General features: G+C 68.8%; 10 protein-coding genes. 6 read left to right on the top strand and 4 right to left on the bottom strand.

The window, feature by feature from the left end; genetic code table 11:
- Positions 1 to 96: 96 nt before the first annotated feature.
- A complete protein-coding gene (locus tag KEG57_RS54270) occupies positions 97 to 864 on the bottom strand; it encodes a hypothetical protein (protein WP_272428892.1) in 768 nt (255 codons plus the stop codon).
- A 105-nt stretch (positions 865 to 969) separates the two neighbouring features.
- Between KEG57_RS54270 and KEG57_RS54265 the strand changes: the two genes are divergently transcribed.
- Together KEG57_RS54265 and hflX are read left to right on the top strand one after the other, a co-directional pair.
- Positions 970 to 1,767, top strand: a complete 798-nt coding sequence (locus tag KEG57_RS54265; RefSeq protein ID WP_272428894.1) for a M90 family metallopeptidase — start codon at positions 970 to 972, stop codon at positions 1,765 to 1,767.
- 87 nt (positions 1,768 to 1,854) lie between these two features.
- Entirely contained in the window at positions 1,855 to 3,237 is a 1,383-nt protein-coding gene (gene hflX / locus KEG57_RS54260) for a GTPase HflX (protein WP_272428895.1), read from the top strand.
- A 6-nt stretch (positions 3,238 to 3,243) separates the two neighbouring features.
- On the opposite strand, the gene KEG57_RS54255 is transcribed toward hflX, so the two are convergent.
- Positions 3,244 to 5,514, bottom strand: coding sequence for a PAS domain-containing hybrid sensor histidine kinase/response regulator (locus KEG57_RS54255; RefSeq protein ID WP_272428897.1), 2,271 nt, complete (start codon positions 5,512 to 5,514; stop codon positions 3,244 to 3,246).
- A 298-nt stretch (positions 5,515 to 5,812) separates the two neighbouring features.
- Between KEG57_RS54255 and KEG57_RS54250 the strand changes: the two genes are divergently transcribed.
- The 3 genes from KEG57_RS54250 (at position 5,813) to KEG57_RS54240 (ending at position 12,532) form a co-directional block, all read left to right on the top strand.
- Entirely contained in the window at positions 5,813 to 6,700 is an 888-nt protein-coding gene (locus KEG57_RS54250) for a 5'-3' exonuclease (RefSeq protein ID WP_272428899.1), read from the top strand.
- A 145-nt stretch (positions 6,701 to 6,845) separates the two neighbouring features.
- Complete coding sequence (locus KEG57_RS54245) at positions 6,846 to 9,965, top strand: FAD-dependent oxidoreductase (RefSeq protein WP_272428901.1); 3,120 nt, start codon at positions 6,846 to 6,848, stop codon at positions 9,963 to 9,965.
- A gap of 50 nt (positions 9,966 to 10,015) precedes the next feature.
- Entirely contained in the window at positions 10,016 to 12,532 is a 2,517-nt protein-coding gene (locus KEG57_RS54240) for a hypothetical protein (protein WP_272428903.1), read from the top strand.
- A 350-nt stretch (positions 12,533 to 12,882) separates the two neighbouring features.
- On the opposite strand, the gene KEG57_RS54235 is transcribed toward KEG57_RS54240, so the two are convergent.
- Together KEG57_RS54235 and KEG57_RS54230 are read right to left on the bottom strand one after the other, a co-directional pair.
- Complete coding sequence (locus KEG57_RS54235; protein WP_272428904.1) at positions 12,883 to 13,533, bottom strand: discoidin domain-containing protein; 651 nt, start codon at positions 13,531 to 13,533, stop codon at positions 12,883 to 12,885.
- A 302-nt stretch (positions 13,534 to 13,835) separates the two neighbouring features.
- A complete protein-coding gene (locus tag KEG57_RS54230) occupies positions 13,836 to 14,141 on the bottom strand; it encodes a hypothetical protein (protein ID WP_272428906.1) in 306 nt (101 codons plus the stop codon).
- Positions 14,142 to 14,510: 369 nt separating this feature from the next.
- Here KEG57_RS54230 and KEG57_RS54225 point away from each other — a divergent pair, with 369 nt between their 5' ends.
- Complete coding sequence (locus tag KEG57_RS54225; RefSeq protein ID WP_272428907.1) at positions 14,511 to 14,657, top strand: hypothetical protein; 147 nt, start codon at positions 14,511 to 14,513, stop codon at positions 14,655 to 14,657.
- Positions 14,658 to 14,811 lie beyond the last annotated feature (154 nt).

The raw sequence follows: 14,811 nt of genomic DNA, 5'->3' as shown, positions 1-14,811 counted from the left end.
TCGCGCGGTTTCTCGGCCCTCGGTCCAGGCCGTGCCTGGTCCGGGGTGAAGGGGGCGGACAGCCCCCTTCTGGGGTGCGGGGCAAAGCCCCGCGCATCAGGCGCTCGGCGGGGGCACGGTTTCCTGCTGGCCCGAAAGCTCGGCCCGCGCCACGCGGTCGAGCGAGAGCGCGACGGCGGCCTGCGCCATTGCGCGCTCCTCGGGTCGCAGCGCCGCTCCGCGCGCGGCGAGCCACGGCTTCACGTGGCGGCGCAGGACGTCGGGCAGGACCACGCGTTGCTGCCGGATGTGCGCCTCGGCGTCCGTGGTCGCGCTCGTGTAGCTGTAGCCGTGGAGCTCGCCGTCGTGCTCGCCCTCCGGCGCCGCCGAAGGCAGGAGGGCGAAGCTCGTCGCGAGCCGCAACACGGTGACGGTCGCGCTGTATCGTTTCGGCTTCGGAAGGTCTGTCTCGACGTACGTGTTTTGCGTGCACGTCGCCACGAAGAGACGCTCGCCGCGCCGTGCCCGCTCGGCGAGCGCGCGCCACGGGGCGAGTTGCCAGTCGGCTGGCGGCAAATCTCCGTGCGTGCCGTCGATCGCGAGCACGCCTGAGGGATCACGGCCTGCGATGAGCTCGCGGCGCACGGCCTGGCAGCCCGCGGAAAACCCCGCGAGGATGACGTCCCCGACGGGAATGCCCGTCGTGGCTGCGACGCGCGCCACCGTCTGCGGCAATGGCTCGCCCGTGGCTTCGTCGTAGGCCACGATGCTCGGCTCGGGCCCCAGCGCGGCGCGCAGATCGGCATCGACGTGCGAGCCCACCAGATAAAGAACGACGAGCGGTCGCTGCTCTCCCTCTCCACGCTGCACGAGGCGATAAGCCATTCCGATTCCTCCGCGCTGACCGGCGAACGCCGGGCGTCTCGATCCCCCAGCATAGCATGAATATCGTCCGATGCGCCATTTCAGGTTCTTCCCGATCCTGGAATCATGGCATGCTCGTCATCGATGCTCGGCTTTTTCAAGGAACGAAGGCGTAGCGCTGTCCGCGGCCGCCCCTTTCCGCCCGCGTGGGAGGCCATCCTCGCGGAGAACGTGCCTTACTTCGGTAAGCTCGCGCCCGAGGACCAGGACGAGCTCCGCGGCCTCGTGCAGATTTTCCTCGACGAGAAGCGCTTCGAAGGCTGCGGCGGGCTCGACGTCGACGACGAGATCCGCGTCACGATCGCGGCCCAGGCATGCATCCTGCTGCTCAACCGCGAGAACGACGTGTACCCGGATCTCGAGGTTGTCCTCGTTTATTCGAGCACGTACGTCGACAAGCGTCCGCGCACCGTCGAAGGTGGCATCGTCGTTGAGGACGGAGAGACGCGGCTCGGCGAGTCGTGGGGGAGGGGGATGGTCGTGCTGGCCTGGGACGCGGTCTTGCGCGGCGCGGCCGACGTCCGCGACGGGCACAACGTGGTGCTGCACGAGTTCGCGCATCAGCTCGACACCGAGGATGGTGCGGCCGACGGCGCGCCCGTGCTCGAGCGGCGCGCAGCGTACGGGCCGTGGGCGCGGGTGCTCGGCGCGGCCTACGAGGGGCTCTTGCGGGACGTCGCGTCGGGGGACCGCACGGTCATCGATACGTACGGCGCGAAGAACCCGGCCGAGTTCTTCGCCGTCGTGACGGAGGCTTTTTTCGAGCGGCCGCGCGCCCTCCGCGCCAAGCATCCCGCGCTCTACGAGCAGATGCGCGCCTTCTACCAGCAGGATCCCGCCGAGCTCGGCCATCCTTCGCGCTGAATCGTCCCCGGCAAAGCTGCCCGCGCCTGCCCTCGCCGTGCTAGGAGGGCGCGGGAGCTTGCTCCCTCGATCGAAATCGCACCCTCTATGTCCAAGACCGGAACCGATCGCCCCGCCGCCGTGCTCGTCGCGGTCCAGCTCGCAACCGTCGCCGACGTCGACCACGCGGCCGACATGGCCGAGCTCGGGCGGCTCGTGAATACGCTCGGCTACGACGTCGTCGCGACGGTGTCGCAGCGACGCTCGAACGTCTCGAAGGGCGCCGTGCTCGGGGAAGGGAAGCTCCGCGTGCTCGCCGAGATCACGGGCGGGCCAGGCCCCGCCGGCATGCGCTTCAAGAAGCCCGGGCAGAAGCGTGACGATGACGACGAGGAGTTCGAGGAGGCGCCGGAGAGTGCCCCGGGGGACGACGACGCAGACGACGTGGACGCGGGCGTCGTGCGCGCGGCGAAGACGCCGACGCTCGTCGTCGTCGATCACGACCTCAGCCCGAGCCAGCTCCGCAACCTGGAGAAGTGCACGGGCGCCGAGGTGCTCGATCGGAGCGGCGTGATCATCGAGATCTTCCACCGCCACGCGCGGAGCCGCGAGGCGCGGCTCGAAGTGGAGATCGCGCGGCTCAACTACGTGGCGCCGCGACTGCGCGAGTCGAGCGGCGGCGGCGATCGGCAACGCGGCCGCGGCGCGGGCGAGAGCCAGCTCGAGCTCGATCGGCGCAAGATCCGTGATCGGATCGCCGAGCTGCGCAGGGAGATCGATGGCATCCAGCGCGAGCAGGCCACGCGCCGCGCGCTCCGCCAGAACGCCCGCCGCGTCGCGCTCGTGGGCTACACGAACGCGGGCAAGTCGTCGCTCATGCGCGCGCTCACGGGCAGCGACGTGTACGTGATGGACAAGCTCTTCGCGACGCTCGACACCACGGTGCGCGCGCTGCATCCCGAGGTCAAACCACGCATCCTCGTGTCGGACACGGTTGGCTTCATCAAGAAGCTGCCGCACGACCTCGTGGCCTCGTTCCGATCGACGCTCGACGAGGCGCTCGAAGCCTCGCTCCTGCTCTACTTGGCCGACGCCTCGGACCCGACGTTCCGCAGCCAGCTCGAGGTGACGCGCTCGACGCTCGAGGAGATCGGCGCGGAAGGCGTGCCCTACAAGCTCGTGCTGAACAAGATCGATCGGATCGCCGAGGAGGATCGGACGATCCTCCAGCGCGAGTTCCCCGAGGCGATCCTGATGTCGGCCAAGGATCCGGCGGACATCACGCGCCTGCGGCAGATCCTCATCGACTTCTTCGACGCGCTCATGGTGCCGGGCGAGCTCGTCGTGCCGTACACGAAGCAGGCCCTCGTGAGCGAGGTCTACGAGCACGCGAAGGTCCTGTCCGAGACGTACGACGAAGCCGGGGCGCACCTCGTGCTCCGCGCCGAGCCTGCGGCGCTCGCGCGGCTCCAGAGCCTCGTTCAGAAGTAGGCCACGTCAGGCGCCGCTCGAATCGCGGGAGGCGCCTCTGCGGCGGAGGGCGAGGGCTCCCACGGCGGCGACGAGCTCCATCGGCTCGATCGGCTTCTCGATGTGCGCCTGGTAGCCCGAGGCGAGCGCGCGGCGCCGATCCTCGGGGCGCACGAACGCGGTGAGCGCGACCGCGGGCAAACGTGAAGGATCGAGCGTACGGGCGCTCCGGATCTCGCGGATCAACGCGAACCCGTCCATTCCCGGCATGCCGAGGTCGCTCACGAGCACGTCGATGGTTCGCGCCTCGACAAGCCCGAGCGCTTCCTCCGCGCTCGCCGCGGCGACGACCTCGGCCCCGTGCTCTTCAAGGAGACGTTGCACGACGTCGCGCGTGTCGGGCTCGTCGTCGACCACGAGCACACGCGCGCCCGAGAGATCGTGCCCGTTCGCGAAGGAGGTCCGCGTGCTCTCGGGGCTCCCGGGCTGGACGAACGGCGCGTTCGCGAGGGGCTCGTCCCGGACGGGCGCGACGGGCAACTCCACCACGAAGCGCGCCCCTTTGCCCGGCCCTTCGCTCTCGGCGCGCACGCGCCCGCCGTGCAGCTCCGCGAGGTGCCGGACGATGGCGAGCCCGAGACCGAGGCCCCCGTGCTGGCGCGCCGCCGAGGCGTCGGCCTGGCGGAAGCGCTCGAAGACGTGCGGCAAGAACTCCGGGGTGATCCCTTGCCCCGTGTCCTTCACCGCGATCTCCACGCGCGTGTCGTGGCTCGTGCACGAGACCTCGACGACCCCACCGCGTGAGGTGAACTTGATCGCGTTCGACAGGAGGTTCCACGCGATCTGCTGGATGCGCCCCGGATCGCCGAGGATCGTCCGCCCGCGCGCGCCTTCGCAACGCGTGAGCTCGATGCTCTTCGCGTCCGCCGCGTGGCGCACCGATTCGAGCGCGGCGTCGATCACGGCCTCGACGTCCACGGCCGACACGTCGAGCTTGAGCTTGCCGCTCACGATGCGGCCGACGTCGAGCAGATCCGAGATGAGCTGCGTCAGCAGGCGCGCGTTGCGGTCGATCACCTCGAGGCCCCGCGCGACCGTCGCGGGCGCAGGGCCGGGCTTCTGCAGCATCTGCGACCAGCCCGCGATCGCCGTGAGCGGCGTGCGGAGCTCGTGCGAGACCGTCGCCAGGAACTCGTCCTTGAGCCGGCTCGCGCGCTGGGCCTCTTCGCGGGCGGCGCGCTCGCTCGCGAGCAGCGCTTCACGCTCCTCCGCGGCGCGCAGCTCGCGGGTCACGTCGCGCATCGTCACGACGCCGAACTCGACCTTGCCGTCCGGGTCGCGCACGGCCCGACCTGCGTAGCGGAGGACGACCACCTCGCCCGTCGGGCGGCGCATGCGCAGGTCGAGATCGCTGAACACCTCGCCTCGGATCGCCCTGGAGATGGGCCACTCTTCGAGGGGCAGCTCGCGCCCGTCGAGCGTCGAGAGCACGAGCCTGCCGAAGAAGTCGCGCAGGTGCATGCCGATGATCGGGGACACGGGCCGACCGTTCTCGCGGATCCCGTCGCCGGCGGTTTCTCCTGCCGAGGGGTTGAGCGAGACGAAGTTGCCCTCCGCGTCGCTCACGAGGACCGCTTCGGCCATGCTCCCGAGGATCGCCTCGAGCTTCGATAGGCTCTGCTCGGCGCGCGCGCGCGCGTCGCGGACCGCGAGCTCCATCCGATCGGCGCGCTTGCGCTCGGTGATGTCCACGATGAGGGCGCCGACCGAGGTGATGGCGCCGCCCGGCGTGAACACGGGGAACACGTGGAGACGCCAATCGCGCAGCTCCTCGGGGCGATCCTTGCCCGCGGCCGTGACCTCGAAGCCCGCAAGGACCTCGCCCGTCTCGAAGACCTTGCGGAGCAGCGGCTCGATCAGGGGGACGAACTCCGGGACGACCTCGTGGATCGTGCGGCCGTGGTGTTCGTTCGTGGACAAACCATTCATCCGCGCGAGCGCCGCGTTGACGAGGAGGTAACGGTATGCGCGGTCGAAGAAAGCGAACGCGAACGGCACGTGGGCGAGCAGCGACTCGATCTCGGCCATGCGCGCGCCGGCGATCCGTTCGAGCTCGCGTGTCCGCTCCTCGACGCGACGCTCGAGCTCGGCGCTGCGGCTCTCGGCGCGAGCGAGGGCGCGCCGGAATGCCTCGTGGATCGCGAGGATGAACGCGAAGGCCGCGACGAGCTCGACGAACCGCGCGCGGCTTCCGAGGCGCTCTTCGAAGCCGAGACGGATGCCGAGGAGGAGGGCCACGCAGGCGAGTCCCACGCCGAGCCCGGCAAGCTTTCGTCCGTGGCTCCGGACCGGCTGCCGTGCCTCGCTCGAACCCATTCGTCCCCGCCCCCCGCTGCGATCTACGCACGAGCTCGAGGGCCAAGGAAAGGACGATGCGCAGACAGAAGGGGATCAAAGTGGCGCTGCGGAATGCACGTATCCGGGATTCAGGGCGCGCCCGACGGAGCCAACGCGCCCGACCTTCCCAGGCCACGTTCGGCGCCGTAGGATACGCGCCCTTTCGGCCTCCACCTCTCCCGCATTCCCGATTTCCGACATGCGAAACGCTGATCCCGCCCGCCCGCGCCTGCACCTCGTGGACGCGACCTACGAGCTCTTCCGCGCCTACTTCGCGCAGCCGTCACGCAAAGCGCCCGACGGCCGCGAGGTCGGCGCCGTCCGCGGGCTGCTCTCGACGCTCATGGTCCTCACGCGCGACGCGACGCATATCGCCTGCGCCACGGACCACGTCGTCCGTTCGTTCCGGAACGACCTTTACGCCGGATACAAGACCGGCGACGGCCTGCCCGAGGAGCTCGCCTCGCAGTTCTTCCTGGCCGAGGACGCCATGCGCGCGCTCGGGCTCGTCGTCTGGCCCATGGTCGAATTCGAGGCCGACGACGCGATCGCCGCGGGTGCGGCCCGTTTTTCGGAGGAGGCGGGGCAGGTCCTGATTGCCTCGGTCGACAAGGATCTCGCGCAGTGCGTCGACGGCACCCGCGTCGTCATGCTCGACCGGAAAAACGACAACGCCATCCTCGACGAGGACGGAGTCACCCGGAAATTCGGCGTCAAACCCGCCTCCATCCCGGATTTCCTCGCCCTCGTGGGGGATTCGGCGGATGGATATCCCGGACTCCCGGGGTGGGGGGAGAAGTCGGCCGCCGCGGTGCTCGCCGCGTTCGGCACGATCGAGCGCATCCCGCGCGAGGCCTCGGCGTGGGGCATCAAGGTACGGGGCGCCGAGAAGCTCGCCGCGACCCTCGCCGCGCGGGGCGACGAGGCGCGCCTCTTCAAGCAGCTCGCCACGCTCCGGACCGACGTCCCTCTGGCCGAGGGGTTCGCGGACCTCGCGTACCAGGGGGCGAGGCCGGAGCTCCGGGCGTTCTGCGAGGAGCTCGGGATGCCCGACCTCGTCAAGCGCGTGACGCGCTGGCGCTCCTGAGCGCGTGGGGCAGGCGCGAAGCGGCGGTGGCAGTTCGTCGGACCCGTGGGGCGCGTGACGCAGACCGCTTGAATTTTGCGGGCCGTCCCGGCCGAGCCGTCGAGAAGGTGCCCGTCGCCCCGCTGCTGGTGTAGAACCGAGGCCGGTGACGTCCGGATTGGGGGGCACATACGACGGCAAGGCAGGGGGATTCCCCGATGCCGACGAGCCTCTTGCGGACGACGACCGGCAAACGCTGGTCATCGTCGGCAACGGGATGGTGAGCTATCGGCTCTGCCAGAAGCTCGTCGAGAACGGGGTCAACCAATCGATCCGCATCGTGGTCTTCGGCGAGGAGCGCTTCCCCGCCTACGACCGCGTGCACCTCACGGACATCTTCGGTGGACGTGACGGCGAGAGCCTGATCCTCGCGGAAGAGGACTGGTACGAGTCGCACGGCATCGACCTCTACCTCGACGATCCGATCATCCGCATCGATCGCGACCACAGCTTCGTCGAGGCCTACTCGGGCCGCCGCGTCCCCTACAACCGCCTCGTCTTCGCCACGGGCTCCGAGCCGTTCGTGCCGCCCATCGAGGGCGTGCACCTCAAGGCCGAGGACGGCTCGAAGCGGCTCCGCAGGGGCATCTTCGTCTACCGGACCTTCGACGACGTCTACAGCATCGAGGCGCACATCGAGGGCTCGCTCCGCGTCGCCGTGATCGGCGGCGGCTTGCTCGGCCTCGAAGCGGCGAAGGCGATCTACGACCTCGGCCGGAGGCTGCATCCGATCGAGGTCCAGGTCATCGAGGTCGCGGCGGGCCTCATGCCGCGGCAGCTCGACGCGCAGGGCGCCGGGGTGCTCAAGGAGAAGATCGAGGAGCTCGGCGTCAAGGTCCAGGTCGGCAAGAAGATCAAGAGCGTGGTCTCCACGAAGGAGCACCTCGCCGCGAAGAAGAAAGCCGAGAAAGAAGCCGAGCGGCTCGCGAGGGAAGCGGAGAAGCTCTCGAAGAGGCAGGCGCGGCAGACCCTCATGTCGGTCACGCCCGGCGAGCTCGCCCCCGGCAGCGCTGGCCCGTACCGCTTCGCCCCGCCGCGCGGCGACGTCGAAGACGACCTGCCGGAGGCCGAGGAGCCGAAGGAAGAGGTGGTCGAGGACGAGGAGCCCGAAGAGACGCTCGAGGACGAGACCGAGCGGCTCGTGATGGAGTTCGACGACGGGAAGATCCTCGCCGTCGACATGATCATCGTGTCCACGGGCATCCGTCCGCGCGGCGAGATCGCGAAGGCCGCGGGCATCACGTGCGCGCCGAACGGCGGGATCCTCGTCGACGATCGGCTGCAGACCTCGGACGAGCAGGTCTTCGCGATCGGCGAGTGCGCGAGTCACAGCGGCATCACGTACGGCCTCGTCGCGCCCGGCTACCAGATGGTCGACGTGCTGGTGGCGAACCTGCTCGGCGAGAACGCGGAGTTCAAGGGCGCCGATCAGTCCGCGAAGTTGAAGCTCCTCGGCGTCACCGTCGCCGCGCTCGGCGAGTACGACGGCGACACCAAGCCGCTCTCGTCGGCGCTGCGCTACACGACCGGCGGCGTCTACCGCAAGCTCGTGACGCGCCAGGGAAAGCTCATCGGCGCGGTCACCGTGGGCGACTGGGAGAACCTCGATCGCATCCGCGACGCGCTCACCTCGCCCGTGCCGATGTCGTTCTTCGACATGCGGCGCTTCCGCTCGACGGGCAACCTCTTCGCGAAGGAAGAATCGAAGAAGGTCACCGAGTGGGCCGACGAGGCCGTCGTCTGCGGCTGCATGCGCGTCACGCGCGGTACGCTCAGCCTGGCGATCGTCGAGGGCTGCGGGACGGTCGACGCGCTCTGCAGCAAGACGGGTGCAGGCACGGTCTGCGGCTCGTGCAAGCCGCTCATCGCGGAGCTGCTCGGCGTGGACGAGAACGGCGCGGTCCCCGTCGCCGTGCCCCCGCCTTCTGTGCGGATGGGCGAGCGGCCGGCGCTGCGCAAGGATCGGCCGCCCACGTCGCGCCGCACGATGACGCCTGCGCCGGTCTCGCAGCGCAGGCCGACGTACCCGGGCGCGATGCCGCGCTCGTCGACCGTCATGAACATCGTCATGCCGGGCAGCCCGCCGCCTTCGAGCAGCGGACGCGCGCGTCGCAAGACGTTGTCGCTCATGGATATCCCGCCCGGGCTCTCCGACTTCGGCGCCGAGGCGGCGGCCGCGTTCGCGCCCGAGCCCGTGATGCGCGAGGCCCCCGACAGCGGCGTACCGAGTAGCCGGCGCATGCCGTCCTCGCGCCCGCCGAGCCTCAAGCCGCGGGTATCCTCGCGCCCGCCCACGCCCTCGGTCACCGAGGGCCTCGAAGCGGCGATCCGCGCGCTCGCGCCGCCCGCGTTGCCCGAGGACGAGGCCGAGGTCGGCCTCTCGTCCGATCGCTCGCCTGCGCTGCTCGAAGAGCCGGCGCGCGCGGTCGAGGATCTGCAGATCACGCCGCTGCCGCCGCTCCCGTCGTTCTTCGAGGAGCCCGCGATCAACGACGAGGTCGAGGACGACGCGGAGGACGAGTACGCCGAGGAGGCGGAGGCCGCGTTCAAGGCGCTCGACGAGGGCGTGTACGACTACGGCTACGTGCAGGGGCGGCGGAGCTGGGTGCCGCCGAAGCGCGTCGGCATGCTGCCGCCCGAGCAGCAGAAGGGCGCGGCCACCAAGTCGGTCGCGCCGCGCAAGGAGGCGGTGCCGCCCGAGTCGGGGCTGCGTCCGCTGCTCGTGGCGTCGATCGGCGCGTTCCTTCTGTCGGCCGTGGCGGTCGCGTCGCGACCGATGCCGGTGCCGACGACGATCGCGGGCCGGCTCGGTCCTGCGCGCCTCTTCACGGACGACACGCTGAAGCAAATCTCCGGCTACGTGCTGCTCGGCCTCTGCGTGGTGAGCCTCGTGCTCTCGCTGCGCAAGCGCTGGAAGCGATTCACGTGGCTCGACGTGCCCATGTTCCGGGCGATCCACGGCATCATCGGCGCCTCGACGATCTTCGCGCTCGTGCTCCACACGGGCCTCAGGCTCGGCCATCACCTGAATTTCTGGCTATCGATTGATTTCCTCGCCGTGTGCGTGCTCGGCGCGATTGCGGGCGTGGTGACGGCGATTTCGAATCGATGGGGCGCGATGAAGGCGCGTGATCGGCGTCTCTTCACGTCGCGCGCGCACCTCGTGGTGTTCTGGCCGCTGCCCGTGCTCGTCGCGCTGCACGTGGTGCAAGTGTATTATTACTGAGCCATTTCCGGTAATCTCTCCCTTCCACGGAACGCCCGAGGAGGGAAAGAATGAGAAGGAGATTGGTTCAAGGTCGCTGGCTCGCTGCGGCGGGCACTTTTGCGCTCGCCCTGGCCGCGCTGGCCGAAGGGTGCGGCGGCGGCACGGGCACGGGCGCGGGGGGCTCGGGGGCGGGCGCGGGGGGCTCGGGCGGGCAGGGCGGCGATGGCGGCACGTTCACCGTTGGCGCGTCGCAGGGCGGCGGGTTTCCGGGCACGTGTGATCCGACCTGCGACCCCGCGACGCAGGTTTGCTCGCACGGCGTCTGCGTGCCGGTGGCGGGCTGCACGAACGACGCGGATTGCAAGAACGACACGTATTGCGAGCCGATGCTCAAGCAATGCGTGCCTTGGGAGAGCGCGACGCCGCCGAACGATCCGACGTGCATCAACGTCATTGCCGCCGGGCAATTCTCGCCGCGCGTCAAATGCGAGTTCAGCACGGCCCCGGACGGCGATCCGTTCCCCGGCCACGTCGACGTGCAGGGCACGCCGATCGTGACGAACTTCAACAAGCCCGCGGCCGCGGGCCCGCCGAGCATCGTCGCGGCGTTCACGCCGACCGTGGTCGCCAATTACACCGAGGATCAGGGCGTCATCCGCGTGCTCAGCGGCAAGGATTGCTCGCTCGAGGCGAACCTCGGCGGCACCGACGTCGATGGCGACGGCGCGGTGGATTGGGTCGTCTCCTCGTCCACGCTCGCGTCCGGGGATCTCGACGGCGACGGCGTGGCCGAGATCGTCGCGTACGGCGCGGACGGCTCGACGCTCGCGTTCACGAAAAAGGCCGGCATCTGGGGATTGCTCTGGAAAGCGCCTTATCAGGCCGGCATCCCGGGCGGCCCCTGCGATTTCAACCTGCACCGCTGCCCCGTGGGCTGGGCCGGACCTTCCATTCACGACATCGACGACGATGGCAAGCCCGAGATCCTGCGCGAGGGCGCCGTCTTGCGCTCCGATGGCTCGCTCGCGTCGGGCGCTCCGGCGGGCTACGCGAGTTACTCCGCGGGCCTCTTCTCCGTGGTCGCGAACCTCGATCAGGATCCGAACATTGAGTTCACGAACGGGCAATTCGTCTGGGAGTGGGCGGGCGGCGCGTGGGTACAGGAGCCGGGTTTCCCCGGCGCGTCGGCTTCGGCGCCGGGGCACGTGGCCATTGCCGATTTCGGCGCGTTCGGCGCCGGCGTACCCGCGCAAAACCCCGAGATTGTGGTCGTGCGGTCGAGCCTCGTCATGATCTACGCGATCGACGGCACGCTCGTGCAGCCGCCCGTGGCCGTGCCCGGGGCGGGGGGCGGTGGTCCGCCCACGGTCAGCGATTTCGACGGGGATGGTTTGCCCGAGGTCGCGGTCGCCGGGCAGGCGTTCTACACCATCTATGACATCGATTGCGGTGCGTCCCCGCGGCCGGGCGGGCAATGCAACCTCGCGGCGTGTGATTTCGCAGGCGGGGCGTGCCCCGCGGGCGGCTACATCCTCTGGTCGAAATCGACGCAGGACCTCTCGTCGAACGTCACGGGCTCCAGCGTCTTCGATTTCGAGGCCGACGGGTCGAGCGAGGTCGTCTACGGCGACGAGTGCTTCGTCCGTGTGTACGACGGGGACACGGGCGACGTGCTCTTCAGCCAGTATCGCTCGTCGTGCACCTGGTACGAAAACCCCATCATCGCCGACGTCGACGGCAATTTCCGCGCGGATCTCGTCACGCCGTCGAACAAGGCTTGTTCGCCCGACGGGACGGGCATCCCGTGCCAGACGCTCGACGCGAACGGCGTCGATCCGCAATTCCCGGGCGTCCGCTGCCAGAAGGCGGCCGATTGCGTCTCGGGAGTGTGCGACGCCGGGTTCTGTCGTTGCTCGGAGACGAAGCAATGCTGCGCGGCCCAGGACGACGCGGCCTGCATCGAGGAGGGGCTCCGCTGCGCGCAGCCGCCCGCGGGCACGCCCGGCAATGGCAATACCTGCCGCGCCGGCCACCCGCACGGCGTGTCCGGCATTCGCGTGTACTCGGACGCGAACGACAAATGGGTCCGCTCGCGGACGATCTGGAACCAGCATCCCTATGCGGTGACGCACGTCAACGAGGACGGGACCATTCCCAAGACGAGCGCCTGGACGAACAACTGGGACGATCCCAAGCTGAACAACTTCCGCCAGAACGTGCCGGGCAACGCGAACGGCGCAGCCACGGGGGATCCCACGGCGGGCGCGAGCGCGCAATTCGCGTGCGGCGGGCAGGGCGCGGAGATCGGCGCTCCGATTTGCAACCGCGGGGCCGATCCCGTCGGCGCGGGGCTTTCCGTGGGCTTCTACGTCGGGCAGACGAAGGTCTGCGAGGCGAAGACGGTCGAGGTGCTGCCGCCCGGCGAATGCCGGCTCGTCTCCTGCAACTGGAGCATGCCGCCCACGATCGAGGCCGACAAAGTGGACGTGACCGTCATTCCGAACGACGACGGCGCGTACGCCGAATGCAAACCCGGGAACAATCTCGGGACGATCGTCGGCGTATTCTGCAAGCCGCCGGCTTGAGGCTCGGCCTGGCGGTCCCGTGGGCCAGTGTTTACGAACAGTAGCCTGGCCCATGTGCCTCATTGAAACGCCTCGCCCCGCTCTGCCGAATCATCGCGGGAAAACCCACGACCCGCCACCGAAGGGGGCGAGGGTGTTGGAGATGCGGCCTTCGAGAGCGTGAAGATGGGTCGGCGTGAAGGGGCGAAGGTCGCGGGCGGATCGGTGAGGATGGCAGAGTCGTGCTAGCAGCCTGTGGACTTATCTGCTGCGCACCACGAATCGTCGGTCGACATCGCTCGAAATCCTTCAGGATTCCTCGCTCCGTCGCCCTAGCTTCGGGGCGCTCGCGACGATCATTCCACAGACTGCTAGGGGCAACTCTTGCCGAAGAACCAAACCTCGCCCAGCCCGACATTCGTCACGGCGCCGACGCTATGGCCATCCTCGATATTGAACTGGATGGCGCGTCCCTTTTGGGGGGGGTCGACGTCGAAGATCGCCGAGCCGGATGGGCAAACCGCTCGGATTCCCAGCATGGTGGGAGATCCATTGAGCGGAACGAAGGTGCTTTCATCCTCGGAGACGGTCATCGTCAAATGACGTACGCCCCGCTGACCGTTGAGCTGTGCGCTATTCCAGACCACCACCTGATGGATCTCGTACACCTTTCCGAGGTCGAAGTTCAAGGTTCCCGTGTGGACTTGCGGTTGCGACGCCCACATGGTCGCTTCTTCGCAATCGTGCAACCCCATGGGGTCGAGACTGGTCAGGCCACTGCCGTCCGACAGCGCCGCAAACGCAGTATCACAACAACTGCCCAGGACGGGCGAGCTCGCTATCACATTCGAAATCCGAAGCAACTCACCGTTGCACATCCCAGCGCCGCCCCCGCCGTCGCCGCCCCCGCCGTCGCCGCCCTGTCCTCCGCCGCCTGTGCTTCCACTGCCTCCGTCGGGCTCGTCGAACTGCCGCGACTCCGAGGTGCAGGCGGCCAAGATCAGGATCGGCACGAACAGCATAAATGTTCTCATATCGCACCATCCTACGACAATTCTGCATCGCCGTGAAGCTCGCCGCTCGAGGAGGCAGGAACTCGAAGCTGCTGCCCCAAACCCCACGAGGGTATCGCCGCCCCTCGACACCGGGCCTGAGGTCCGTGAGGGCCAGACCCGGGCTCGATTGTATTGCGAACTGTCTGGTACGGTGAACGCACGAGGCCGATGGAGCGGATTGACTTGCTTGCGGCTGAACCGCGAAAGGATCTTCGGCTTCCGCTTCCGCTCCCGTGCGGCGGGGGAGGGGCTACCCGGACGCCGGGCGCCTAATCGCAGCGGCAGTAGAGACACCCGGGGTGATGCCGGCCCGTGCCGCAATATCCGGCCCATCCGGTATTGCTGCACGTGCAGGCGTCATGCCGATGGCTGCAGCCGTCGAGGCGGCAAGACTGCGCTTCGAGCGATTGCCCAGCCGATTCCGTATTCTCTTCCTGTGCCGAGGAAGCCGCGTCCTGCGCGGTGGGCTCCTCGGAGGGGAACGTCAGTTCCGCAGGGGGCCCGGCAAAGGCGGAAAACGAGATCAAGGAAGCCGCAAACGACACGACCATGGCCACGAGAGTCTTCTTCTTCATGATTGGCGCCTCCTGCGCACGCCCTCACGAGATTGCAAGCGACGTGCCCAGGACGTACCTCTCGAGCCAAAGGGATAGATTTTCAGGAATCGCGATGGCCAAGCTTGACGGGCCTCGGGAGAGCCTCCTCGGGCGTGCCGTCACGACCGCTGGAATGGGGCTGCCTCCTTCTTGCACCGGGAAGTGCGAGTGGGAGGTTGTTCATGCGAGACACACGTTGTGTTCCTCTGTTTCTTGCTCGCCGCATGTCACGCGGGCGCATCGTCTCCCCCTGCCGGCAAGGCTCCACCCGGAACGTCGGTCGAGGCCGCGCCGCGCTCTCCGCACGCATGTATTGAAGCGAGCCTGTCGGCCCTTCGGTCCCGGGACATGGGGCGCCTCGCGGAGCTTTCGCATCCGAGCCTCGGCGTGAGGTTCACGGCCTTCGGGTTCGTCAAACCGGATACGTATGCCGAATGCAAACCCGGGAACAATCTCGGGACGATCGTCGGCGTGTTCTGCAAGCCGCCGGCTTGAGCACTGGGACCGTGGAGCCGGGGCGCTGCCCCGGGCCCCGCGGGGGCTGTTCGCCCCTCGACCCGAACCAGGGCAAGCCCTGGACCATTTGGGGAAGAACTGCGCGATGCGCAGTTCTTCCCACAGGCCGGTGGCAAGACCATGGAGGTGCGTT

This window comes from Polyangium jinanense (genome assembly GCF_028435365.1).
The sequence above is the reverse complement of the archived record's forward strand: the minus strand, read 5'-3'. Positions and strand labels throughout refer to the sequence as shown.